Annotated in this window: 21 protein-coding genes, 1 tRNA gene and 3 pseudogenes; 12 read left to right on the forward strand and 13 right to left on the reverse strand. The window is 68.8% G+C overall.

Annotation, left to right across the window (positions count from 1 at the left end):
- The first annotated feature begins 1 nt into the window (after position 1).
- The 6 genes and pseudogenes from FPZ41_RS09430 to FPZ41_RS09455 all read left to right on the forward strand — a co-directional run bounded on the left by FPZ41_RS09430 (position 2) and on the right by FPZ41_RS09455 (position 8,213).
- Complete coding sequence (locus FPZ41_RS09430) at positions 2-202, forward strand: hypothetical protein (protein ID WP_152860956.1); 201 nt, start codon at positions 2-4, stop codon at positions 200-202.
- Positions 203-295: 93 nt separating this feature from the next.
- Positions 296-475, forward strand: coding sequence for an FxLD family lanthipeptide (locus FPZ41_RS09435; protein WP_152860958.1), 180 nt, complete (start codon positions 296-298; stop codon positions 473-475).
- A 216-nt stretch (positions 476-691) separates the two neighbouring features.
- Positions 692-3,648: pseudogene (locus tag FPZ41_RS09440) on the forward strand (lantibiotic dehydratase).
- Positions 3,645-4,910, forward strand: coding sequence for a lanthionine synthetase C family protein (locus FPZ41_RS09445; protein WP_322620012.1), 1,266 nt, complete (start codon positions 3,645-3,647; stop codon positions 4,908-4,910). The pseudogene FPZ41_RS09440 and the gene FPZ41_RS09445 overlap by 4 nt, the downstream one beginning before the upstream one ends.
- 25 nt (positions 4,911-4,935) lie before the next feature.
- A complete protein-coding gene (gene fxlM / locus FPZ41_RS09450) occupies positions 4,936-7,017 on the forward strand; it encodes a methyltransferase, FxLD system (protein WP_152860962.1) in 2,082 nt (693 codons plus the stop codon).
- Positions 7,018-7,103: 86 nt separating this feature from the next.
- Positions 7,104-8,213: a hypothetical protein gene (locus FPZ41_RS09455; RefSeq protein ID WP_152860964.1), complete on the forward strand. Its 1,110-nt coding sequence runs from the start codon at positions 7,104-7,106 to the stop codon at positions 8,211-8,213.
- 170 nt (positions 8,214-8,383) lie between these two features.
- On the opposite strand, the gene FPZ41_RS09460 is transcribed toward FPZ41_RS09455, so the two are convergent.
- The gene (locus FPZ41_RS09460; RefSeq protein ID WP_152860966.1) at positions 8,384-8,647 is read right to left on the reverse strand and encodes a hypothetical protein; all 264 of its coding nucleotides are present in this window, start codon (positions 8,645-8,647) and stop codon (positions 8,384-8,386) included.
- Positions 8,648-8,917: 270 nt separating this feature from the next.
- On the opposite strand from FPZ41_RS09460, the gene FPZ41_RS49815 reads away from it, so the two are divergent.
- From FPZ41_RS49815 to FPZ41_RS09475, 3 genes are all read left to right on the forward strand, one after another.
- Positions 8,918-10,720, forward strand: a complete 1,803-nt coding sequence (locus FPZ41_RS49815; protein ID WP_152860968.1) for an Hsp70 family protein — start codon at positions 8,918-8,920, stop codon at positions 10,718-10,720.
- Positions 10,720-11,454: a hypothetical protein gene (locus tag FPZ41_RS09470; RefSeq protein ID WP_152860970.1), complete on the forward strand. Its 735-nt coding sequence runs from the start codon at positions 10,720-10,722 to the stop codon at positions 11,452-11,454. The genes FPZ41_RS49815 and FPZ41_RS09470 overlap by 1 nt, the downstream gene beginning before the upstream one ends.
- 192 nt (positions 11,455-11,646) lie before the next feature.
- Positions 11,647-12,078: a DUF317 domain-containing protein gene (locus tag FPZ41_RS09475; protein ID WP_228022628.1), complete on the forward strand. Its 432-nt coding sequence runs from the start codon at positions 11,647-11,649 to the stop codon at positions 12,076-12,078.
- Positions 12,079-12,132: 54 nt separating this feature from the next.
- On the opposite strand, the gene FPZ41_RS09480 is transcribed toward FPZ41_RS09475, so the two are convergent.
- A complete protein-coding gene (locus tag FPZ41_RS09480) occupies positions 12,133-12,630 on the reverse strand; it encodes a hypothetical protein (RefSeq protein WP_152860972.1) in 498 nt (165 codons plus the stop codon).
- A 337-nt stretch (positions 12,631-12,967) separates the two neighbouring features.
- On the opposite strand from FPZ41_RS09480, the gene FPZ41_RS09485 reads away from it, so the two are divergent.
- On the forward strand, positions 12,968-13,168 hold the full coding sequence (locus FPZ41_RS09485; protein WP_152860973.1) for a hypothetical protein: 201 nt from the start codon (positions 12,968-12,970) through the stop codon (positions 13,166-13,168).
- A 74-nt stretch (positions 13,169-13,242) separates the two neighbouring features.
- On the opposite strand, the gene FPZ41_RS09490 is transcribed toward FPZ41_RS09485, so the two are convergent.
- The 5 genes from FPZ41_RS09490 to FPZ41_RS09510 all read right to left on the reverse strand — a co-directional run bounded on the left by FPZ41_RS09490 (position 13,243) and on the right by FPZ41_RS09510 (position 18,406).
- Positions 13,243-14,949 carry a relaxase/mobilization nuclease domain-containing protein gene (locus FPZ41_RS09490; RefSeq protein WP_322620013.1) on the reverse strand — a complete coding sequence of 569 codons (1,707 nt, stop codon included), beginning with the start codon at positions 14,947-14,949 and terminating at the stop codon, positions 13,243-13,245.
- Positions 14,946-15,287, reverse strand: a complete 342-nt coding sequence (locus tag FPZ41_RS09495) for a plasmid mobilization relaxosome protein MobC (protein WP_152860975.1) — start codon at positions 15,285-15,287, stop codon at positions 14,946-14,948. The genes FPZ41_RS09490 and FPZ41_RS09495 overlap by 4 nt, the downstream gene beginning before the upstream one ends.
- A 406-nt stretch (positions 15,288-15,693) precedes the next feature.
- Positions 15,694-16,578, reverse strand: coding sequence for a DUF2637 domain-containing protein (locus FPZ41_RS09500; RefSeq protein WP_152860977.1), 885 nt, complete (start codon positions 16,576-16,578; stop codon positions 15,694-15,696).
- A 189-nt stretch (positions 16,579-16,767) separates the two neighbouring features.
- Entirely contained in the window at positions 16,768-18,027 is a 1,260-nt protein-coding gene (locus tag FPZ41_RS09505) for a DUF3631 domain-containing protein (protein WP_322620014.1), read from the reverse strand.
- A 136-nt stretch (positions 18,028-18,163) separates the two neighbouring features.
- Positions 18,164-18,406, reverse strand: coding sequence for a helix-turn-helix transcriptional regulator (locus FPZ41_RS09510; protein WP_322620015.1), 243 nt, complete (start codon positions 18,404-18,406; stop codon positions 18,164-18,166).
- Between the two features lie 466 nt (positions 18,407-18,872).
- On the opposite strand from FPZ41_RS09510, the gene FPZ41_RS09515 reads away from it, so the two are divergent.
- Together FPZ41_RS09515 and FPZ41_RS09520 are read left to right on the forward strand one after the other, a co-directional pair.
- Positions 18,873-19,154 (forward strand): helix-turn-helix domain-containing protein, encoded by a 282-nt coding sequence (locus FPZ41_RS09515; RefSeq protein WP_152860979.1) that lies wholly within the window; start codon positions 18,873-18,875, stop codon positions 19,152-19,154.
- A complete protein-coding gene (locus tag FPZ41_RS09520) occupies positions 19,155-20,393 on the forward strand; it encodes a tyrosine-type recombinase/integrase (RefSeq protein ID WP_152860981.1) in 1,239 nt (412 codons plus the stop codon).
- Positions 20,394-20,470: 77 nt separating this feature from the next.
- Here FPZ41_RS09520 and FPZ41_RS09525 read toward each other — a convergent pair whose 3' ends face one another.
- From FPZ41_RS09525 to FPZ41_RS09550, 6 genes and pseudogenes are all read right to left on the reverse strand, one after another.
- Complete coding sequence (locus tag FPZ41_RS09525) at positions 20,471-20,806, reverse strand: deoxyxylulose-5-phosphate synthase (protein WP_152860983.1); 336 nt, start codon at positions 20,804-20,806, stop codon at positions 20,471-20,473.
- A 105-nt stretch (positions 20,807-20,911) separates the two neighbouring features.
- Entirely contained in the window at positions 20,912-21,244 is a 333-nt protein-coding gene (locus FPZ41_RS09530; RefSeq protein WP_152860986.1) for a hypothetical protein, read from the reverse strand.
- A gap of 113 nt (positions 21,245-21,357) precedes the next feature.
- A tRNA-Arg gene (locus FPZ41_RS09535) sits at positions 21,358-21,430 on the reverse strand.
- A 366-nt stretch (positions 21,431-21,796) separates the two neighbouring features.
- A pseudogene (locus tag FPZ41_RS09540) lies at positions 21,797-22,257 on the reverse strand (helix-turn-helix domain-containing protein); the annotation flags it as partial.
- A 124-nt stretch (positions 22,258-22,381) separates the two neighbouring features.
- Entirely contained in the window at positions 22,382-22,627 is a 246-nt protein-coding gene (locus FPZ41_RS09545; RefSeq protein ID WP_152860988.1) for a hypothetical protein, read from the reverse strand.
- Positions 22,624-22,937, reverse strand: a pseudogene (locus FPZ41_RS09550) (TetR family transcriptional regulator); the annotation flags it as partial. The gene FPZ41_RS09545 and the pseudogene FPZ41_RS09550, both read right to left, overlap by 4 nt.

The raw sequence follows: 22,937 nt of genomic DNA on the forward strand, positions 1-22,937 counted from the left end.
CATGACCTCCCGCGTGCAGGAGCACTGGGTCACCGGTGACTGCTGGCTCGGGTGCGAGCGCACCGGAGTGCCCGTGATCTGGCTCGGCCCGCTTCAGTGGGACGGGCAGCACGCCCCGGTCCACGCCTGCGAGCCGTGCCTCGACCGGCTCAAGGCTCAGGCGCTCGCCTACTTCATGCAGCGACGGCCGGTCGCCGTCTGACCTGACTCCCGCCTCCGGCCGACCGGACTGTGCCGTACGGCCGGAGGTGGGCACCACCGCACAACAACTTCCCATCCACTCAGAGGAGTTGGCATGACACGCAGCACCGTCGTACCGAGCAGCACTCAGGTGAGCCGGCAGATCGCGGGGACGCCGGACGGCTTCGACCTGGACGTCTCCCTCGTCGAGGTCGCCGACCCGGCAGGCCTGGTCAACCTGACCGACGACAACTGCGGAACCACCTGCGGCGCCTGCACCACCAACGTCGCCTGACCGAGGCTCCAGGTTTCTACGGGCTGGTGCCGTCACGCCCCGCGGCGTGGCGGCACCAGCCGCCGTCCCTCACCTACGGAGGTAGTGGTGGCTGCTTCGCTCCCCGCGTTCCGAACCGGCACGACCGTTCTCGTACGAGCCGTTGCCCGGCCGACACTGCCGTGTCTTCCGCTCCCTGACCTCGACGATCGGTCTCCCAACGGGTCGGCGACCTGTATCGCGTGGCTGCGCGAGGTTTGGGCGGACAGCAACGTCGCCGAAGCCCTGGAGCACGCGAGCCCAGTCCTGGCCGCGCAAGTACGGACCGTATGCACGGCCAAGGAGCCGTCCACGCGTGACGTGCGGCGTACGGCGCTGTCAGTGGCCCGCTACCTGCTGCGCTCCCAGCACCGGGCGACTCCGTTCGGGCTCTTCGCCGGTGTGACCACCGCGGAGTTCGGTCCGCATGCGCGCGTCGGCTGGGGTGGGGAACACGTAGCCGTGGGCCATGCGAGCGCAGAATGGCTTGCCGCCGTTATGGAGCGGCTGGAGTCCTGCCCCGATCTCCTCGAACGGCTGGCCGTGGTCGTCAACAACACGGTGACGAGCCGCGGCGACCGGCTCATCGTGCCGTTTCAATCCGACGTCCAAAACGATCGAACTCGCGGGGTTGAGGTGTCCCTGGCCTTGACCGGTCCCGTGCGAGCGGTCCTGGCGGCCACGCGGTCGCCGATGCGAGCAGGGGCGCTCGCGGACAAGCTCTGGGCGGAGTTCCCCGAGGCCGGGCCGGAGAGAAGGTACGTCGGCTGCTGGTAGAGCTGATCCAGCGGCGTGTGTTGATCACGAGCCTGCACGCGCCGAGCACCGAGACCGACGCCCTCGGGTATCTGCTCGACCAACTCGACGCGGTCGACGCCGGTACCTTCCCGCCGGTCGCGGAGACGGTGCGCGAGCTGCGGGCGATCCGGACCGGTCTGAAGGAGTGCACTTCGCGTGGCGGGCGGGGCAGCGTCGCAGCGCGGATGAGGGCCCTCGTGCCGGGCCTGCGCCGTCACCCCGTCGCGCTCGACCTACGCTTGGACGCGCAGCTCGTACTGCCGGACGAGGTCGCCCGCGAGATCGAGCGCGCGGCCCTGGTCCTGACCCGAGTCAGCGCCCGCCCGTACGGCACCGCGGCGTGGGGCACGTACCACCAGCGGTTCTACGAGCGGTACGGCATCGGCACGATGGTGCCGCTTCAGGAAGTCGTCGCGGACAGCGGCACCGGTTACCCGGACGGCTACCCGGGCACCCCGCCTGGCGCCCGTCGGCCGCGCGTCTCCGCTCGGGATGACGCCCTCGTACGGTTGGCGCAGGCCGCGGCGCTCGACGGCTGCGACGAGGTGGTTCTCACCGATGAGTTGATCGACGCCCTGGATGTAGGGCCCGACGAGCCCCGGGTGCCGCCGCACCTGGAGGTCGGGGTGCGGGTCCATGCGGCCAGCGAGGATGAGTTGCAGCGCGGGCGGTTCTGGCTGGAGGTCGTGAGCGTGTCTCGCGGCGTCGGCGTCTCCAAAGGCCGGTTCCTCAGCGTCCTGGCCCCGGCTGACCGGGACCTTCTGGCCGCCGAGCTGGCTGATCTTCCGACCGCCGACAGCAACACCGTTCCCGCGCAGCTCTCCTTCCCACCTCTCCTGCCCGAGAGCACCCACGTGACGCGCGCCCCGCAAGTCTTGCCCATCCTGATCAGCCTCCAGGAACACCGACCCCACGATGGCAATGTCCTGACACCTGACAACCTGGCGGTGGGTTGCGACGGCCGACGCATGTACCTGGCCGCCCCCGAGCACGGTCAGCGCATTGAGGCCGTGGGGATGCACGCGCTGAACCTCCACACGCACACTCCGCCGCTGGTGCGATTCCTGACTGAGTTGTCCCGGGCTCAGTGCGCGCAGGTCACCGTGTTCGACTGGGGCGCCGCAGCGGCGATGCCGTTCCTGCCGCGCCTGCGGTACGGGCGCACGGTGCTGGCCCCTGCCCGCTGGCGGCTGGAGGCGTCCGAGCTGCTCGGTCGCGCGTGCCCTCGGGCCGAATGGGACGCCGCCCTCACCGACTGGCGGGCCCGGCGGCGGCTACCTCAGCGGGTCTACCTCGTGGAGGACGACCGGCGCCTCTTCCTCGACCTCGACCAGGCCGGCCACCGCACGCTGCTGCGCCACCACCTCGACCGAGAGGGCCTGGCCGCGCTCGTCGAGGCCGCGGAATCGGAGGCGTACGGCTGGTGTGACGGTCGTGCCCACGAGGTGGTGGTGCCGCTCAAGGCAACCCGGCCGCCGGTGTGGCCGACGCTGCCCATCCCCAGCCCGGCCCGTGCCCTCTCCACAGCTCAGATGCAGACCCCGGCCGTGTCGTCGGTGCTACTGGCCACCTTGTACGGAGACGCTCGCCGCCAGGACACCCTGCTTTCCCACCACTTGCCCGATCTCCTCGAACGACTCGGCAGCCCGCCCTGGTGGTTCATCCGCTTCCGCGACCCTGAGCATCACCTGCGCCTGCGCATCGCGCTCTCCGCCCCGGAGGCATTCGCCGTGACGGCCCGCACAGTGAGCGCGTGGGCCGACGAGCTGCGCGGCGCCGGCCTGTTGGCGGACCTGCGTTACCCCACTTCCTACCGGGAGATGGGCCGCTGGGGCTCCGGCGCCGCATGGGACGCGGCCGAGGACGTGTTCCGGGCGGACTCGCGCGCCATCCTGGCCCAGCTCTCCCAGCCACGACGCCCACACGAACGTACCCTGGTGGCCGCGCACACTGTCTCTATCGCCTCCGCGTTCCTCGGCAGCACCCAAGCCGGAATGGGCTGGCTGATCGACCACATTCCACCTACAGCCCCCGCGCCCGTACCGCGCCCGCAGTTCACCGACGCCGTACGTCTCGCCGACCCAGGTAACGACTGTGCGGCACTGCGCGGCGCCCCTGGAGGCGGGGCCATCGTGTCGTCGTGGGCCGACCGCGACTCGGCTCTCGCTGCCTACCGGCGGCACCTGCCAGGACCCCAAACGCAAGGCGTCGCCCTCGATGACGTCCTGACCTCGCTGCTGCACGTCCACTTCGTACGGCACATCGCGGTGAACTTCCCCGAAGAAGAGGTCTGCCTCTACCTCGCCCGCGCTGCCGCCCTGGCCTGGACCGCCCGCACCACCGGGAGGACACCGTGACCGCACAGGCCGCGTTGGACCTGGCCGACGCCGTCGCCGAGCAGCTCGCCGACCCCCGCAGTGCGCTCCTCGGGCCAGCGGCACGTCAGCAGCACCTCGCCAACGGCCTTCCCGGAATCGCGCTCCTGCACATCGAACGGGCAGCGGCTGGCCTCGGACCGTGGCGGCGAGCCCACGACTGGCTCGCCGCCGCCTCCCGCGAACCCCTCACCAGTGGCCCCGACAGCCACCCCTTCTACGGGGCGCCCGCCTTCGCACACGCACTCGTCTGCGCCGCCGACCACCTTCCCGGCGCCTACCAGCGCGCCAGTGACACTCTCGACCGGCAGATGACGGCCGATGTGAACCGCCGTCTCGACGCCGGTCACCGCCGTATGGATGCCGGACGACCCGCGGCGCTCGCCGAGTTCGACACCATCCGTGGCCTGGCCGGCTACGGCGCCTACCTGTTGCGCCGCGACCCCGGCGCCCCCGCCCTACTCGCCGTCCTCGACTACTGCGTACGTCTCACCCAACCGATCACGTACGAGGGTGAGCCTCTGCCGGGCTGGTGGACGGACACGGGGCCCTCGGGCCGCCCAGACGACCGTTTCCCAGGCGGGCACGCCAACAGCGGCATGGCGCACGGCATCGGCGGCGTGCTCGCGCTGCTGGCGCTCGCCGCCCGGTACGGCACCTTCGTCGACGGCCACGACGAAGCACTGGGCCGGATCCTGGCATGGCTGGACCGTTGGCAGGAGCACGCTGGCCGAGGCCCGACCTGGCCGTACTGGATCACCCGGGATGAGCTGCGCAGCGAACGCCTCGCTCCATCCGGGCCGCGGCGGCCGTCCTGGTGCTACGGCACCGCTGGTCTCGCCCGCGCCCAGCAACTCGCCGCGCTCGCCCTCGGCGACACTCGCCGCCAGATCGAGGCCGAGACCGCACTCGTAGCAGCCCTCACCGACCCGGCACAGCTCAAGGCCACGACGGACAGCGCTCTGTGCCACGGCTTCGCCGGCCTCGCCCACGTCGCCGCCCGTGCGGCCGATGATGCCCATCCCTCGACTGCCGGACAGCTCCGCGCCACGATCCCGCCACTCCTAGCCGCAGTCCATCCACCGGGCACCGACCCCGTACACGCCGCCACGACGCTCATACAGGACGAGGACCGCGGCCCCGGCCTCCTCGACGGCGCAGCTGGCATCGCACTGGCCCTTCTCGCGCCCAGCACCGCCACACCGCCCCGATCCGCATGGGACGCCTGCCTGCTCATCGCCTGAACCCCGTCGACCGAAGGACCCCTGCATGCCCCCGGACCGCTGGCAGCAATACAACATCACCTTCGCTGACCGTGAGAGCGCCCAGCGCGCCGTCACCGAACGCATCGCCCCTGTCCTCCTCGCAGCCGAAGGGGACAGGCAGATCACTGGCTGGTGGTTCATGAACAAGCAGCCCTGGCCGCTGCGGTACCGCGCTGACGAGCCTTCACCCGCTGTCGAAGCGCTGCTGAGTGACCTCGTCCACGACGGCACGGCCGTGTCGTGGCTGCCCTACATCTACGAGCCCGAGACCGATGCCTTCGGTGGGACCGAGGCCATGGATGTCGCTCACGACCTGTTCCACCAGGACAGCCGCCACCTGCTCGCCTACCAGCCTGGCCAGGAGAACCTTGGGCGCCGGGAAACTGCCGTGCTGTTGGCGAGCGCGATGATGCGGGCGGCCGACTTGGACTGGTTCGAGCAGGGCGACGTGTGGTCGAAGGCTGCCGCGCTTCGGCCGGCGACTGGCCATCTGTCCCCCGATCGGGCCGCCGAACTGGCGCCCGCGATGCAGAAGCTGATGACCGTCGAAGCCATCAGCCTGTGCCGCCCGAGCGGCCCGCTTGCCGGGCACGGGGGTTGGGTGGCCGCCTTCGAGAGGGCCGGTGCCGCGCTGGCTGCCCTCGCCAATCGTGGCGCCCTCACTCGCGGTCTGCGAGCCGTCATTGCCCACCACGTGATCTTCCACTCCAACCGCGTCGGTCTCCTCCGGGATGACCAGAGCGCTCTGTCCAACATCGCACGAGAGGTAGTCATGGGAACGAGTGACAACACCGCGTCGCCCACCGAGGCAACGGCCGGCGCCGATAGCGTCGGCGCGGTGAACACCGACACGATCGCCACCACCACGGCGGACGCCGAGCGCCTCCGCAACGCCCTGGTCGACCAGCTGCGTGCGGACGGGCACGCCCGCACGCTCGCCGTCGAGTCCGCGTTGCGAACCGTGCCCCGCCACGTGTTCGTGCCCGACGCGTCGCTCGAAGACGCCTACGCCAACGCACCGGTGCACATCAAGTACGACACCGACGGCACGTCGATCTCCTGCGCCTCCCAGCCGGGCGTCGTCGCCCTCATGCTGGACCAGCTCGACGCCCAGCCCGGCGAGCGCATCCTCGAACTCGGCGCCGGCACCGGCTACAACGCCGCTCTGCTCGCCCACGTGGTTGGCGAGAGCGGACACGTGACCACGCTCGATGTCGACGACGACCTCGTCGAGGGCGCCCGCGCGCGCCTCACCGCCGCTGAGATCACCAACGTCAAGGCTGTGACCCGTGATGGAGCCCTCGGCTACGCCGAGGGAGCGCCGTACGACCGGATCATCGCCACCGTCGGCGCGCACGGCGTACCGCACGCCTGGCTGCAGCAGCTCGCCCCTGGCGGCCGGCTTCTCGTCCCCCAGCGCCTCAAGGGCACCGTCGCCCGATCCATCGCCTATGAGAACCGCGACGGCCGGTGGGTGTCCTTGGGCAGTGAGATGAACACCTTCATGCCGCTCCGTCGCGGCATCGCCGACGACGACCGCCGCGTCATCCCGCTCAGCACGGACGGCACCGTACGACTCCAGGCCCCAGCCGGGCAGAACATCGACGCCGACGCCCTTACCGGCGTCCTGGACCAGCCGCGCACCGAGGAATGGACTGGCATGACAGTCCGCGCCATGGAATCACCGGAGTGGATGGAGCTGTTCGTTTCCTGCTCGCTCCCCTCCGGCCTGATCCGGATGCTGTTCCCCGAGAACGCCAAGGGCACTCTGCTCACGGCGGACCCCTACCCCTCCTCGACTGCGGCCGTCGACAAGGGCGCCGTCACCTACCTCGCCCGGCGCCCATCGCAAGAAAAGACGCCTGAGGGCGGCAAGCTCTGGGAGTTCGGCGCCATCGGCCACGGACCCGGCAGCGACGAGCTGGCCGCGAAGGTCGCAGACGCCATCCGCACCTGGGACCGCGAGTACCGCGGCCGTGAGGCCACGTTCGAGATCCAGCCCCTCGACGCCCCCGCCATCGACCAGCGCCCCGGCCTCTTCGCGGTCGATACGCCGCTGAACCGCATCGTCGTCGACTGGCAGTGACGCCTCACATGTAGCGGACGGTGCTCGCCGGCGCTCCGCTGGCGGGCACCGTCGTCTCATAGATCTCACTCACGCCCGGGGAACCCATGGACCCGCACGGACCCATAGCCCAGCGCTTCCCACTCGTCGCCCGATTCCGACCCCCCTGCCTGCCGTTGCCCACGCGCGTGCGTGGCCTCGTCGAACTTGCCGACACGGCAGTGGAGAAGAGCGACCAAGGGCTCGCATCGGCCGTCTACAACCAGGCCGCGCTCATCGCCTCCGATCTCGGCCTTCATGACCTCGCGCGCGAGATGTGCCACCAACACGCCGCCGCTTACCTCCACGCCTGCCCCCTCCCCGGCATGAGCGCAATCCGGGGACTGGAACCAGTCGTCAACCTCGCCCGCATCCAAATCCGCGCCGGCCACGCAGACGAGGGGCGTCAGCGACTCCTCGACCTGTATGCGGCGGTTGAGGCAGGCACAGCCGCCCAGTTCGAAGGCGTCGCTGTCCCGGCGGACCTCACCGCGACCGACGACGACCGCCGCGAGGTCCGCGCATGGCTGTGGCGCGTGCTCCTAGCCGACGGCACACGCACGCTCACCACCACAGGACGTTGGGCCGAGGCCAAAGCACACATTGAGGCTCACCATGGCTTAGGCACACGGATGCTCGACGGGCGCCAAGTTGCCGTACTCGCCGCTCTCACGGCGGGCGACACCGCACGGGCCGCTGTCCTCTTGGCTGAAACGATGCCCGGCGACCCGTGGGAGCAAGTCGTCACAGCCTGCCTGACTGTCCTGTGCCGCCGGGACGCTGGGCAGCCGATCGACGCCCACCTAGCGGACCTGGTGACGGCCTACTGCGGACGGAATCCCGAACCCGGGATGACCGTCTTCGATATCCGGCTGGGACTCACCGTCCTCGACGCGATCGGTTCCGCCGAAGCACCTGCTGCGCGCCGTGTCGTCGGGGACCTCCATCTCAGGACGACGGACGCCCAAGACGGCTACGCGGCTCGCGAGAACCTGGCGCACCCTCTGTTCACTGCAGCTGCCACGGACAGGCAATCGCAGGACAGCCGCGCCGTGGTGGACGCCTGCGCCCTCGGGGCAGGGACCATCCCGGACGACCTACAAGGTGAACTCACGGCAGCGTTACGCACCAGCGACAACGTGATCCGGTGGAGCCTGGCGGGGCCCGTCGATACCTGAACTCACCCAGAGTCGCCAGGACTTCGGATAGCGGCGCCAGGTGGGGAAAGCCAGCTGACGGCGCACAGACGCATGGGTGCGGCCCACTTCGAACTGCATCAGTTCGTGCGCCTTGCCATCCAATCGAGGCGTTTGGCGGCGAACCCGTCCCGTACGGTCACGAAGCACCCTCAGCCTGCGCTCTCGCCGTGCTTTGCAAGGATGCTGCGAACTGTGTTGCGGGAGTGGCCCGAGAGCTGAGCGATTTCGACCTCGCTCAACCCTGATCTCTTCGCCGCGATGACCAGGGCGTCTCGAGTGGCACACGTACGCCGGTACTTCTCAAGCTTCTCCCGCGCGGCGTCTGCGCTGTCCGGCGACGGTGCATACGAGACGCCCGCCCGCTCGATCTTGTATGCGCGATGCGATCCGGAGTCGTCGCTGCTTCTCTCCATCTGCCGCACAGTAAGCGGTGACGGCGCTCACGCGGTTGTGCAGCATTGCACACCTCCTGTTCAAAATTGCACAGCCTGACTACTCCCTACGAGTGACAGCTTCGCCGCGTCGCTACTTCCCTGTCAGCGGAGACACTGCTGGTCTGCGACAGCTTGAGCGTCAACTCACCGCAGAAAGGGAGCCGTTGTGCAGAACTGCACAACCCTCGCGTTCCGGCACCGTGTTCCGGACCTTGAGGTTCACCCTTTCGTCTGTACGAACGGAATCGCGTGTCTGCTCCTCGCCTCGTAGCGGCTATCGACATCGGCACCCACGGCATCGGCGCCGCCTGGTGCGTCATCTCGGAATCCAACGCCGAACCCTCCAGCCGAAAGATCCATTTCTGTGACCAGTGGGAGTCCCAGCCCGCACCCACCGCGAAAAACCTGTCGGCGCTGCTGCTTGGCGCCGACGGAAAGTTGATCGCCTGGGGGTACGACGCCCGACGGCTCTGGCTCACCCAGGGCGCCGCGCTCCGCAGCCAAGGGGCGCGCTACCACCACGGCTTCAAGATGGATCTCGGGGCACGCCCGGCTCCACAGACCAGCGATGACGGCAGCGTCAACTCGGACTCTCTGTCGGTAGAGCCAGCTGACAAGGAGCGGGAAGTTCTGAAACGCAGCACCCCCACCGACCGGTTGACCCCTGACCTGCTCACGATGCTGCTGCGCGAAGTCGTCGCTGTAACCCTCCGGCAGATCGCTGCCAGCGGATACGACGAGGACGACATCAGCTGGTGTCTAACTTCGCCCGCCTGCTGGAGCGACTACCAGAAATCCGTGCTGCGCGGCATCGCGTTGGATGCCGGGCTGCCCAGTGAGGACGGGAGGGTTCTGCTGTCCCTCGAGCCGGAGGCAGCAGCCCACTACGCGCGCGTGTCCGGGGTGCGGGTCGTGGGCGACCAGGATGGTCCCAGCAGCGACCTCCTGGCTCCTGGCGCGCGGTTCATGGTGGTGGACTGCGGGGGCGGCACCGTGGACATCACGGCCTACGAGAACGACACCGACGGAAAGATGATCGAGATCGGCCGATCCATCGGCGATCGCTTTGGGTCGGACTTCCTCAACCGCGCCTTCGAGAAGGAGCACCTTAGGGACTGCCTCGGCGACCAGGAGATCCTGGACGAGATCCAGGAGAACTGTCCCGACGCCCTGCTCAACCTCGTTGACCAGTGGGAGCGCGGCAAACTACATGTCGCCCTCGACCAGGACGAGAACCTCAACCTGCTGATCCCCACGGCCATTGACCGCCGGCTGGGCGCCGCCGTCCGCAAACGCCTCGCCCGACGCCAGAACAAGATCAACGATGCCATCGTCCTCACCCCCGCCCAGATCCACGCGTTGTTCGACACCGTCATCCCCGGCACGCTTGACCTCATCGAGGCGCAACTCAAGGAGATGGATGCCTCCCGCGAAGAGAACAGCAACGCCGACGTCATCCTCTTGGTCGGCGGCTTCAGCAACTCCCCATATCTTCAGCAGGCGGTCAAGGAACGCTTCGGCGAGCGCGCCCAGGTCATGGTGCCCCCCAACCCCGACATCGCTGTCCTGTTCGGCGCCACGCATTTCTGCTATGACCCCCAGACCCGCGCGCGGCGTAGCCGCTTCACCTACGGCACCGAGGTCAACGACGACTTCGAAGAAGGCATCGACCCCGAGGCCAAGCGCTATGTGACATCTCGGGGCCAGGTCACCTGCGCTGACCGCTTCTCCATCTTCACCCGAGCCGGCGCGTCCGTGCCCACCAACGCCGAGGTGATGCGTGAGTACCTGCCGCTTGAGGAGGACCACACCGAGGTCGACTTCACGATCTACGCCACAAGCCATCCCGACCCTCGCTACGTAACCGATCCAGGGTGCGATGCACTGGCCACGGTCACCGTGGACCTGAAGCCCGTCATGCGCTTCAACCTTGAGGAGCGCGCGCTGCGCCTCTTCATGCGGTTCGGTGAGACCGAGATCAAGGCACGTGCCGAACTCGTACAGGGCGGTGGTGAGATCGCTACCAGCGTCCGCTTCCACTCGAACTACTGATGGGAACGACGATGCATTTCCTGAGCCCTCATCGTGAAGTGCCTGAGGCCAGCCCAGCAGCAGATATCGAGTGGGGAGATGAAGAGGAGCCGCTGCAGGAGCTGCTTGACCAGGCGTTGGTGCGGATCGATCAGCTGGAGAAGTCCGCCAAGGTCGGCGAACACGAACACGGTCAGCTGCGGCGCCGACTGGACCGGCTGGAACGTCAGCTCGGCGCGTTGATGGCCGCGCGGACGGCAGAGCGCGATGATCTGCCCGGAGCGGAGCACGGCGAGCACCAGGCCCTCGCCCGCAGGTACCGCACGCTGGTCGAGCAACGTCTGCTGAACTTCGCCCGCCGCTATGCCGAGCGCTGCGACCGCGTCATGGACCATCCTGAACGTGAGCGCGGCTACCGTCTGATGGGGCTGCTGAGCCAGCAGATGTTCACCGACGATCTGAAGTCCAGCCGAGAGATCCTGCGTCACCTTCACCTCCCGGAGGGGGACGGTCACATCGAGAACGCCCTCACCGCACTCCGCGGTCACTGCTCCGAGCTAGCAGTGGAGATCCACCGTGTTGGTCTCCACCACAGCTGGGACATGGAATGCGCGCAGGGCGTTGCGCTCGACCCAGCACGCCAGGAGCACTGGCCCTCTTGTGACGAAGGAGCGCCGGTGCTGTTCGTCATGGCGCCGGCATACATCGTCAACGGGCGCTCGTACTGTCTTCAGTACGTGTATACCTCCTTCTGACGCCCGGGAGGCGGGTCGTTGGTCCACTGCTTGGACCTCGATCCGCCTCGCAGCACATGGTGTCGACACACGATCGTGGCACCCACCTCAGCGACGTGTACACGGACACGGACACGGTCCAGGATTTCGCTTCCTGCCGCCCGGCCATCGCTGAGGCCGCCCCGCCTTCGGCCAACTGCGCCTCTCGGCGGTATGACGGGCAGGCACGAGCAGGGCCTCTCGCCCTGCCCGCTGGCTAGCTCATCCAGCACAGGCACGTCCGCTCGGAGCAGCCTGCTGTACGTCAGTCCTGACGTGCTGTGTGGTGCCGAGTGGATCCTCTCGGCCTACCCATTCGAGCTGGGCGGGCTGCCGGTGACCCGGCAGTTGAGTGCCCGCTCGCATGTCACGTCCGTGATGGCGGAGTGGAACGCGTACTTCACGACCGGTGTTCCGTACGAGGCGCTCGCTGATCTCCTCATGCCGATCGGCGCATGCGAGGAGCCGGGTGCCGGGCTGGCGGGGGCCGGAGACGGTCCTTGGCGCCATCACTGCCCGGGGCTGGATCCGCGAGGTGGACCGCCCCGGTCCGGTCGATCGGTTCCACTCACCCTCCAAGATGGTCTGCGTCTCCTCAGGCACTGAGCCGCTGAACCCTGCGCCTCTCCTCACAGCGGGCGCCCGGAGGGCCGCCACCGTTCAGAACGGTGGCGGTTCGTCTTGAAGAGAGGCCGAGTTGCCGCCCCATCCGCTGCCTCTGCGGCTGGTGGCCCAGGGGTCAGCCGGGGTCTGGGCCCACGGATCCTCACCCTGGAGGACCTTCTGCTTGGCCGCATCTTCCTGAGCGCGGAGTTGTTCGGCCAATGGCGTGGGTGCCGGCGCGTCGATGGCTGTGTTCCATAGGTTCCGCAGGTGATCACGGTAGGTGGGGCCGTCCTCGTAGCCGCCTTCCCACTTGGGCACGTCGGGGTCGGTCTTGGAGATGCGACACAGGGCGACGAACAGAGCTTCGACTACCTTCCAACGCCCCAGAGCCCGCCCGACGAGCAGGCGCCGGGCTGTCTCACGGCTGACGGTCTGTCCGGAGACTTCCTCGATCGTCCGCACGGCAGGCCGGCCTGCCTGCCGGTAGTGCACATGAAGTTCTTCGAGGAACTGTCGCTGAGCACCAGGGGGCAGGGCCTCCTCGGAGGGCATACGCAAAACGCTCGGCATGGGTGTCTATGGCTCCCGGACAGCGCGGCACGTGGTGGCAACTGAGAACACACGATGACACAAAACAGTGCGGCTTTGACGCGAAGAGACCTAGCGTGACAGGCGCCTGACACACCAAAACTTCTTTCGCCTACTCCCTGTTTTTGCTGGTCAGGGGCGCATTCGGGGTGCTTTCTTGGATACGGAAGGCCGCCCGCTGGACATCTGCGTCTCAGCGGACGGAAGGCGGCTCGGCTCGTCGTCGCACATGGCGACGGCCCCCTGGGGGCACAGGGAGCCGTCTGCAGCCGGACAGCTCAACCACCAAGAAGGAGGCGTCGTGTCCACCGCTGACCCTATGGGCAGTAAGCCAGAGCAGAAAGGTGCTGCAGAGGAGCAAAGCACCGGCAAGGGAGGGTTGGCGAAGCGTCTGCAGGCACTTCGACACGAGGCTGGCCCGCACATCATGAGGGGAGCCGCGACGGCGCTTGGCTCGGTGATGGTGACGGGGACGGTCATGTGGATTCAATCGCGGTTCTGATGCGTCCATCCACGGACTGCACTGCCCTACTGGTGCCCTCCGCTTCTGCGGAGGGCACCGGCGTATGTGCTCGATCACCGTGCCCTGCGGGGCCGATCGATTCGGCTCGGCGAAGGCCGAACAGCCCCGCCCTTGGGAGCGGTGGTGCGGGGTTCGGGCATGGCGGTCGCGTCAGCGGGCAGGTCGGCCAGGCGGCGTAGCCGCCACACCAGGACGTCGCTGACCCAATCCGCGGTCTGAAGCTCCCGCCGCTCAGCTGCCTGTGTCAGCAGTGCCGTTGGATCGTGTCCCGCCGCTTCGGCATCGGCGAGCGTGGCGGCCAAAGCGTGCCAACCAGGCTCGGCCAGGACTTGCTCGGCCAGCTCCGGCACCGCACGGCGCAGGTGAGCAAGCTGCTTCTGACGCAGACGCTGGGAGAGGCGCCGACCGCGCCCGTACAGCACGCCCATCGGGATCTTGGCTGCGGCATCGTACGCGGCGCGCAGGTGCTCGGCCGCCTCGCGAGCTGCGGCGGCCTGTTGGGCGTGCTCCCTCTTGGCGTGCCATTGCGCGGCGGCGCTGACGAGAAAGAACGCCATGTCGATCACCATGGCGGTGGTGGCACCGTCTTCCCCGCGGCCGAGTGCCGGCCCGCTGTAGACAAGGTCGCGAGCGGCTTGGCGCAGGGCGCGGTCGTGGCCCCGTTCGGCCTTTATGAGGGAACGGGCTGCCCGCTCGAACGCAAAGGCTGCCTCGCGCAGTTCGGCGCGAGTGTGGGCGGCGGAGGTCTTGGCGAGCGCGTCCAGGACCTCTCCGGCGGCGGCGATGTGCGCGGCCACCTCGGCGTCCTCACCGTGATCGATGACCAGCATCGCCTGCCACGCGGTTGTGGCGGTCCGGCGCCGCGCCGTCGCGGGCCCGCTCGGGGTCTGGGCGGAGGGCGTGTCCGTGTCCTGGCTCGGGGTGCCGTCGGAGAAGCGTTTACGGATGCGGGGCAGGGACAGGTCGGGGGCGAGGGTGGATCCGGCGTAGTAGACGGGCTCCTTGTCCCCGTTGCGGTCGTCGGGCAGGGCGACCTTGTACCCCTGCAAGTCACCGGAGGGCAGCACCTTGGTACGCACGAGAAGCCCGGCGTTCTTGAGGCGGCCGAGGAACTCCTCCTCGCTGGTCGCTCCGGCTACCGCGCGGCGCACGGTCTCGCGCAGTTCCTCCCGGGCGGTGCGATCCCTGCCTTCGCGTTCGGCCTTGTGCCGTTCGGCACTGGTCGGCCGCTTGGCAGCGGTCCCGTCGCCGGACGCGACGCGGCGCAGCCCGTAGTCGGCCTCGATACGGCGGCACTCGGCCTGGGCGCGGCGGGCTTCATTGTGCAGGCGGGGCCGGCGGCCGTCGTCGCGTACGAGGGTGGCGATGATGTGGATGTGATCGTCGGCGTGCCGGACGGCCGCCCACCGGCAGGCGGTTTCGTCGCCGTCGGGGGCGACGCCGGTGGCGGCGACCATGCGACGGGCGATGGCCGCCCAGTCCTCGTCAGACAGGGGCGGATCCTCCGGGGCGGCCCGCACGGACAGATGCCATACGTGCTTCTCGGGGCGCTTGCTGGCGGGCAGGGCGTTGACGGGCTGGTCGAGCAGGCGCTGGAGCTGTTCGTAGGTGGCCTTCGGGTCGCGGCCGGGGTCGGGGGTGAGCGGGTCGAAGGCGGCGACCAGGTGCGGGTCGACGTGCTCCTCTTCTGTGCCGGGGCCGTAGAGGTAGCGGATCAGCCCGACCGTCTTGCTGCCGCGTTTGTGGATGCTGGGGATCACTCCGGGGCGCCGCCGTCGCGGTGGGCGAGCAGGGCATCGGCGGCATCCTCCATGCGGCTGGCCGCGCGGCGCACGGCCTCAGCCGCAGCGCCGAGCTGGGGTGCGTCGGCGCCGGAGTTGAGGGCCTTGGCGACCTGGTTGAACAGGCCGTGGATGCGACCCAGGTGTCGGCGCGCGGCGAACAGCTCGTCGATAACCTCCCGTTCGGTGGCGATCTCGGCAGCGGTGCGGGTCAGGTCACGGGCGGCCTTGTCTGCAGCGAAGGCGAGGAAGGCGGCGTTGGACATCTGGCAGAGGGCTGCGGCGGCGGTGAGGCGCCTGAGCTCGTCATCGTTCATGCGGCAGCTGGGCTGGTGCACGCGCTTGCGCGGCTTCGGCTGACGGGCGCGCTGACGCCGCCGTGGCAGCAGCTCAGCCTGCCGATTCCCTCCTGGCTGCGGTCCGCCCTCGGTCGCAGCCTGACGGTCCGGTGCCCCCTGGCACCGGGCCGTTCCCGCCACCCCCGGGGCGGGAACTCCGGAAGCATCGCTTCCGGTACAACTTGCTGACGCGGTGGCTGAGGTCGTGGGCATCTCTTTTTCGCTGGTGGGGAGTTCTTTGTGGAGGTCGGGCATCGAGTTGTTCTCCATGCGGTGTTGCCGGTGCGGTGGCGACGGGATTCGATGGGCGCTCGTCCTCGCACTGGGCAGCGTGAGGACGAGCGGAGAAGTCGAGCGCCCAGGGCGATGGGCGCGACTGGGAGCCTCAGAGGGCGCTGGCGGGTTCCTTGTCGGGCTCGGTCTGCCGCTGGCGGGCGGCCTGATCGAGTTGGGCCTGGACCCGGTCCTTGATCTGGGTCAGGCGGTCCTTGCCGATACGGAAGCCGGCGTCTCGGATCGCCGCCTCGATGTTGCGGCGTGAAGCGCGGCCTCCGCGTCCCAGCGGTGCCGTGTGGGCGAGGGCGAGGAGTTCGTCGAAGGCGGCGTCGCGGTCGTGGCCCTCTGCCACGGCGAGTGGCTTCCGGGCCTGCGGCACATTGACGGCGTCCCGCACCGCGTCGCCTGGGTGACCGGCCACATCGGGCATCTCTGGATGCTCTGGCAGACCGGCGTCGCCCTCGGAGGCCGGAGCTGGCTCGGAGCTGTCGGCGTGGTTGTGGCCGTGGCCAGGAACGTTGTGGCTCTTTGTGGCCGCGGCCTCTTCAACGTGGCGCGTCGGGTGGCGGCGGATGACCAGGTCGAGGTGGACAGCTCCGGCCAGTGCCAGCGGGGCGATGGCTGACAGGGCGCCGACGGTGACGTCGTCCAGGTGGAAGCCGGCCGTGTGAGCCTGCTGGTTGAGGCGGACGGCGTGCAGGGCGTTGGCCCAGATACTGGTGATCGTGGCGATGCCGACGAGTGCCCAGACGTACAGCCGGGAGCGCAAGGGTGCGGTGCGCAGGATGAGCAGGGCGGCGACGCCGATGGCGATGAAACCGTCGATCACCAGAGGGAAGGCGTACGTGAGGATTCCGCGGACGTGGATGGCGACGGCCATCTGCCGCAGAGCGTCGTAGGAGAGGGCGAAGCCGATCGTGCCGACCAGGGCGACGCCGAGGCGGATCGCTTTGGTCAGTACCGGCACGGGGGCTTGGGCGGTGCGTGAAGGCAAGCGGGGTACTCCAGGCGGGAGTGGGTGCCATGGGCACTGTGCGAGGCTGGTGGGAGAGTGCGGTCTCGTCGCACTCGTCGCGTGCCTGGTCAGAGCAGGTACGGAAGGTCGGCGTGATACGAGTGGACTCGTCACGGCGACGACACTCGTCGCGGGGCTGACCTGCGACGCGACGAGTGCGACGAGTCTTTACGGGTGCGGGCCCGGAGCGGGGGCGGTGCTCTCGTCGGCGCTCTCGGGCGTCGGCTCCTCGGGGCAGTAGCGGGCCCAGGCGTCGGCGAAGCGGAGGCGGGCGAAGCCCTTGGCCTGCCGACCGCCTTCGAAGCGGTGGGTGGCGGCCTTGATGTCGAAGTCCTTCAGGAGAATGCCCAGGTGGCGTGGACCCAGGCCGGCGGAGCCGTACTCCGCCCACGGCGCCTCCTGGTCCTTGAGGAGTTCGTCCAGCAGGTCCCGGGTGCGCATGATGTCGGGATCACCGCAGCGTGCGAAGGCACGCCGGATGTCCTGCAGCAGCCGGGTCTTCAGGTTCGACTCGTCGTCCTTGCCCGCCTCGGCCGCGCACATGGTCGTGCAGGCGGTGCGGGCCTGCTCGGGCCAGGTGCCGCCAGCCAGTTCAGCCACGATGACGAGCGGTTCCCAGGTGTCTGCCGCCCGGTCTTGCACCGGCATCGGCGGTACAAGGTCGGCTGCGGTGTCCATCAGGGGGCGCAGCCAGGCGGTCAGCCGGTCGCGTAGCTGATGCAGAGCGGGAATGTCACGGCGGGAGCGGAACTGCTCCACCCGTTCACCGCCCTTGCGGCGCTGCATACGGATCACCACCGCACGGTCCATGACCGTGTCCGGTAGGTCTCCGATGCCGGCGAGTGCGGCCATGGCGAAAGTGGGGAACGCCTGCGGCTTGTGCTCCGGGCCGGAGATGCGCAGGGCGGGCCGGTTGCGTTGATGCCCGGCGTTGAGCAGGCCGCGCAGCTCCTCGTTCTTCTCGGCGGCCTTGATGCTGCCGAAGATGGTGTCGGCCTCGTCCACCAGCAGGGTGGGCGGGTCGTCGCCGATGGCGCGGAAGACGACCGCCGGGCTGGTGTTGACCGTGATCAGCGGCTCGCGAACCGTCTCCGTGATCACGTCCAGCAGGCGGGACTTGCCGCACCGCTTCGCCGGTCCGACCACCGCGAGACGGGGCGCGTGCTGGAGCGCGGGCTGGATGTGCGTAGCCGCCACCCACAGCGTGACGGCGGTCAGCGCCTCGCTGCTGGGCAGGATCACGTACCGGGCGATGGCTTCCCGCAGCTCGTCCAACAGGGCGGCGCCCTCTGGGGCCTGGGGCGGCTTCACGTCCTCGGTGGGCGAGGGCTCGGGCGTTGCGGGGGCTGCCTGGCCAGGGACGGCGACAGGCAGCCAAGCGGGCGTCGGGGACGCGGTGGGGCTGGTGGAGGACGTAGGTTCGTCCACAGGCGTTCCTCCCTGATGGGCCGGACGGGCAAGGTCCGGCCCATCGGATCGGTCATTCACGGGCGATGAGGCAGGGACTGTGCGGCTTCGGCGGTGGCTTGCCGAGAGCCGTTTCGCTGTCCCTCAAAGGGCGGTGTCAGACCGCGAGGTCGTACGTGGCCTGGGCGTTCAGCCAGACGTCCACCTCGTGCCAGCGGTAGCGCAGGTGACGGCCGACCTTGTGCACGTTGGGGCCGATGCCCCTGTACTTCCACTGGTAGAGCGTCTTCACCGGCACCCCGAGGTACGCGGCGACCTCTGCGGGGGTGGCCAGCGGGCCGCGCTGGGCAGCCGCAGTGGTGGCAGGGGAATTGGTGCTACGGGGAGAGGTCTTCGGCACAGGGCTCCTTTTCGGTCTTGAACAACGGCCTGGACAACACAGCCACACCTCCCGAAGAAAAGTCCAGAGTTAGTTCTGAAACTCTGCACTACTTCTCTCGGTGTGGCCGGAGGAGACCAGACAGTAAGGGCGGATCCCCGGTTGCCGAAATCACTCCCGCAACCCCGAAATTTTTCTGAGGCGCAGCGATCGGAGGAGGTGCCGGAATCCGGCACCCCCGCAGCTCAGAGGCAATGCATCGCAGTCAGAAGTGATGCGACCAGTGCGCCGGGCATCAAGGTTGATGCCTGCCCAAATCGCCCATCTTGGAAGCGTTTAGGGAAGGTAGCGCGCCCTCCCCTTGGAAACGGCCCGTGATATGACGGAATTCGATGAGGCGAACGCCACTTCGACCCCGAGCGGCTTTTGTAGAGTTTAAGAACTAACTCTTGCCATGGCGGCCGGATGCAAGGTACAGCTACCTGTTATGGCAACCCGACCTGTCGAAATAGGCCCCGCCGGCCTCCACACCGCCCGCGCCATCGAGCACATACGCCTCGCGCGCGGCCTCACCCAGCGCCAACTCGCCGCCCGCTGCACCGCACTGGGCCGCCCGATGACCAACACCGCCCTCAGCCGCACCGAACGCGCCCACCGGCGCTGCGATATCGACGACCTCGTCGCCCTCGCCACCGCGCTCGGTGTCCCTCCCACGACCCTGCTTCTCCCGCTCACGTCTGTGTCCAGTGATGACCGGAGGGGGTGCTAGTTGGCGCGGGTCTGGATTGAGGACCGCATAGGGCACGCGGCGTATGTGCGCGCCACGGCGGACGCCAAGCGGACGGGTCGTACGCCGCCGGGGCGCTACCGCGTGCGCTGGTACGACCCCGACGGCAAGCCGAAGATGAAGACCTTCGCCCGCAAGGTCGACGCCGACGCGGAGCGGACGAAGATGGAGTCCCGTCTCAACGACGGCTCCTACCGCGATCCCGCGGCCGCCCGCGTGAAGTTCGCAGAGGTGGCCGAGTCCTGGCTGGCCGCGCAGATCCATCTAAAGCGTTCAACCCGGGGCCGCTATCGCGGCGTTCTCGACGTCCACGTGATCCCTAGGTGGGGCACCACTCCACTGGACCGCATCCAGTTCGAGGACATCGCCGAGTGGCTCGCGGACCTGCTGTCCGGCGAGGCGACTGGCGGCCGGAAGCTCAGCCCTCGGTCGGTCCGCAAGGCGTACGTCGTCCTTAGCGGCGTTCTCGGCTATGCGGTCAAAGCCCGTCGTCTGGCGGTCAACCCGGCTGTCGGCGTGCCCCTGCCGAAGGCGGCGCCGGCCGACCACGTGTACCTCGACGACATGCAGGTCGACGCACTGGCCAACGCGTCAGGCGCCTACCGGGTGTTCATCCTGCTGCTGGCCTACACCGGCCTGCGCTGGGGCGAGGCGTCCGCGTTGAAAGTGGGCCGCGTCGACCTGGACGCCTGCCGGGCCCACATCGTCGAGGCGTACGCCGAGGACAACGGCAAGCTCTACCTCGACACCCCCAAGAACCACGAGCGCCGGTCCGTACCGATCCCGCGGTTCCTAGCAGAGGAGCTGAAGCCTCACGTTCAGAGGCGGGGAGATGGGGAGTTGCTCTTCACCGCCCCGCAGGGCGGACCGCTGCGGGCCCGTAACTTCCGACAGCGGTTCTTCGCACCGGCGGTCGTGAAGGCCGGGCTGGGGCACCTCAAGGTCACCCCGCACAAGCTGCGACACACGGCGGCGTCCCTCGCCATCGCCAGCGGTGCGGACGTCAACGTCGTACAGACGATGCTGGGCCACAAGTCGGCGACGCTGACCTTGGACACGTACGGGCATCTCTTCCCGGACCGCCTGGACGAGGTCTCGAAGAAGATGCACAAGCGCCGCTCCAAGCAACTGGCCAAGGCGAAGGCCAAGCTGGAGAAGGCGGAGAAGAAGGCCCGCAAGGCCGCAGAGGCAGTGGCCGTCCTGGAAGGCGATGCCGCGTGATGTGTGCCTTACGTGTGCCGTGAGTGACAGCAGGGGTCGCTTCGGCGGCGCGGTGGAGCGACCCCTGCTTCGGGCTGCTAGGGCAGGTCGCGGCGGACCAACGCCTGAGCGAACGGTTCTCCGGTGGCCCGGGCGTAAGCCATCCGTTCACGCACCTCGCTGAGGGTGCGTGGGCGGTAGCCGGGGCCGCCGCAACAGCTCTTGTGGAAGCGCACACCGGCGTGCAGCAGCACGGAGAGGGTGCGCCAGGCGGCGGTGTCCCGCCTCTTGGGTGCCGCGAAGGCGGAGCCGACGTGGATCAGTGGTTCGGCGCAGCGTGGACAGACCCGGTCGTGGTCGTGGTAGCCGGGGTAGGGCTGCTTGTACGAGGCCCGGCAGGGCGGGCAGACGTACGAGGTCTTTCCATGGGCCATGGCGGCAAGGGTAGAGCCGCTGCAGGGTCGGGCTCGACAGATTTTCGGCACGCTGCCCAGGCTTTTCAGTGAAGGTGGGGTGGCGACAGCCGACGGTACTTGCTTCTACTCGCGGCCTCGGAGTGCTGCGTCGATGGCGTCAGCAGCGTTCCTCGCGGCCAGCTCGCTGATCTCCCTGGGGACCTCGCGGTCGTCGTACACGAAGAGTCTTGCGTCGACGAAGTGGGTCTTCGGTTGCCAGCCGAGACGACGGCCCGCCTCGCGTGCAGCACGACGGACGTCCTTCAGTTCGCCCATCTCCTCAAGATCGCCGCTGCTCAGGATCAGCTGCCCGTGGTAGCCGCGGTAGCGAGGCTTCAGTGAAGCCCGCATCAGGCACTCCAAGCGGTCGACCAGCTTCTCGTAACGGCGCCGGGCCAGTTCGTCCTTCGCGGGCATCTCGCACAGCTCCCCACCTCTGCCCGCAGCCGCATGTGTGCCATATGTGTGCTGCGAGGAAGAAGGCCCTCCCGTCCGACGGACGGAAGGGCCTCTGACCAGGTGTTTCTCTGTGCCCCCGGCAGGATTCGAACCTGCGACACCCGCTTTAGGAGAGCGGTGCTCTATCCCCTGAGCTACGAAGGCGAAGGCGGGGGCTTGTAGAAAACCTTGCCGAAAAATCCTGGAGACAGATCCTCGGCAAGGACACAAACCCACTGGTCAGCGGTGGTGCCACGTCCTCTGCGTTGCTGCTTGGGCGGACAACATGGCGTACCACCTACTGGCCAAGGACAGGGTAGCGGATGCGGGCGCGCGAGGGTTGCAGGGAGCGGGGCCGAAGGGGGTGGTGACGGTGGCAGATGCTCCTGACCTGCTAGTTCTGTCGTTGATGTAGAACGGTCGGCCGATACTGAAAGGGCCGGAGGGGAGAGCGGTTGGTCCGTTCTATTCCCTGTGTCGGCTTGTGGGTGCGCTCGGCGCTGCCTCAGGGCGACCCGGCCTGGCCTGACGCTGTCCCGGCAGCAAGGGAGGTGATGTGTCCATGCTGGTACGCGTGACCGCTGTGATGGTGCTGATGACCTGCATGTTCACCCCGTGTCGGCGGTGTGTGGCCGAGTAGTCGGCCCGGCTGTCGCCGACGCGGTCGCACTCTGCGAGCGTGCCGTCCAGGAGGACAAAGGAGGACAAAGCCCGGGTCGTGCTCGCGCGGCGTCTTCGATAGGCCCGGCGCCTGCTCGGCGAGCAGGCCGGTTACCGCGGTGGCGTAGGCGTGGGCGGTGCCGACGGATATCCCGAAGGGCCGGGGCGATCCTCGCGAGGGTGTCGTGGCGGCGCAGGTACACGAGGGCGGCCAACGCAGAGCGATGCGGCGGGAGTTTGCACCGCCGGTCGTCCTCACGGGTGACGATGAGCATCGTGACCCACTCGGCCAGGGCGTGTGGGAGGTCGAGCGCGGCAGGACAGGGAACCAACAGGGCTCCTCTGCTGCAGAGTTGAGACTTCGAACACCTCCCTCAACGGCACGGGAGCCCTGTCCGTTGCGCACCCGCCCTCACGCCAGCTCCGTCCCCCGATCGGTAGCCGCTCCGAAAAGACTCAGTGAGGCTGTTCAGCACTACGGCAGCGTGCGGGGCCGGCAGCTGCCGGGCCGACCACGTCGGCGGGTCCTCGGGGGTCGCCGGTCTCCCCGGCGGCTTCTGCTGCGGGCTTCAGCAGGCGGGCGGCCAGTTCCGTAAAAGCCTGCAGGTCCGGGCCAGGTGCCGGGTGGCTGGTGTCGCGTACCAGCGGGTGCAGCCGCGCGACCGGCAGCGTGTCCAGGCCGGCCGCGGAGTGCCAAGTCAACTTGACACTTCCTCCCGTCGCCGGTCATCGCCGGCTGTGGCGGGGATGGCGTTGTCGATGAGGACGGCGGCGATGGCGGCGGCGGTGGGGAAGGCGTCGGCGTTGAGGACCCGGGTGCGGGCCGCGGCGCCGTCGAGGAGCAGCGCGAGCTGCTCGCCGAGCTGTTCAGGGTCGGCGGCGCCGGCTTCGCGGGCGGTGTCGGCGAGCCGCGCGGCGACGGCTTTCTTGTAGTCGCGTGCGTACTGGGATGCGGGGTGCTGGGGGTCGTGGAGTTCGACGGCGGCGGCGATGTAGGGGCACAGGGGGGTGG

Origin of the sequence: Streptomyces acidicola (genome assembly GCF_009377235.1) — a bacterium.
GTDB classification, from domain to species: domain Bacteria; phylum Actinomycetota; class Actinomycetes; order Streptomycetales; family Streptomycetaceae; genus Streptomyces; species Streptomyces acidicola.

Excerpts from the sequence above, each read along its gene's own strand:
- FPZ41_RS09430 (WP_152860956.1), top strand. The coding sequence starts at position 2 with ATGACCTCCCGCGTGCAGGAGCACTGGGTCACCGGTGACTGCTGGCTC.
- FPZ41_RS09435 (WP_152860958.1), top strand. The coding sequence starts at position 296 with ATGACACGCAGCACCGTCGTACCGAGCAGCACTCAGGTGAGCCGGCAG.
- fxlM (WP_152860962.1), top strand. The coding sequence starts at position 4,936 with ATGCCCCCGGACCGCTGGCAGCAATACAACATCACCTTCGCTGACCGT.
- FPZ41_RS09455 (WP_152860964.1), top strand. The coding sequence starts at position 7,104 with ATGGACCCGCACGGACCCATAGCCCAGCGCTTCCCACTCGTCGCCCGA.
- FPZ41_RS09460 (WP_152860966.1), bottom strand. The coding sequence starts at position 8,647 with ATGGAGAGAAGCAGCGACGACTCCGGATCGCATCGCGCATACAAGATC.
- FPZ41_RS09470 (WP_152860970.1), top strand. The coding sequence starts at position 10,720 with ATGGGAACGACGATGCATTTCCTGAGCCCTCATCGTGAAGTGCCTGAG.
- FPZ41_RS09475 (WP_228022628.1), top strand. The coding sequence starts at position 11,647 with ATGACGGGCAGGCACGAGCAGGGCCTCTCGCCCTGCCCGCTGGCTAGC.
- FPZ41_RS09480 (WP_152860972.1), bottom strand. The coding sequence starts at position 12,630 with ATGCCCTCCGAGGAGGCCCTGCCCCCTGGTGCTCAGCGACAGTTCCTC.
- FPZ41_RS09495 (WP_152860975.1), bottom strand. The coding sequence starts at position 15,287 with ATGAACGATGACGAGCTCAGGCGCCTCACCGCCGCCGCAGCCCTCTGC.
- FPZ41_RS09515 (WP_152860979.1), top strand. The coding sequence starts at position 18,873 with ATGGCAACCCGACCTGTCGAAATAGGCCCCGCCGGCCTCCACACCGCC.
- FPZ41_RS09525 (WP_152860983.1), bottom strand. The coding sequence starts at position 20,806 with ATGGCCCATGGAAAGACCTCGTACGTCTGCCCGCCCTGCCGGGCCTCG.
- FPZ41_RS09530 (WP_152860986.1), bottom strand. The coding sequence starts at position 21,244 with ATGCCCGCGAAGGACGAACTGGCCCGGCGCCGTTACGAGAAGCTGGTC.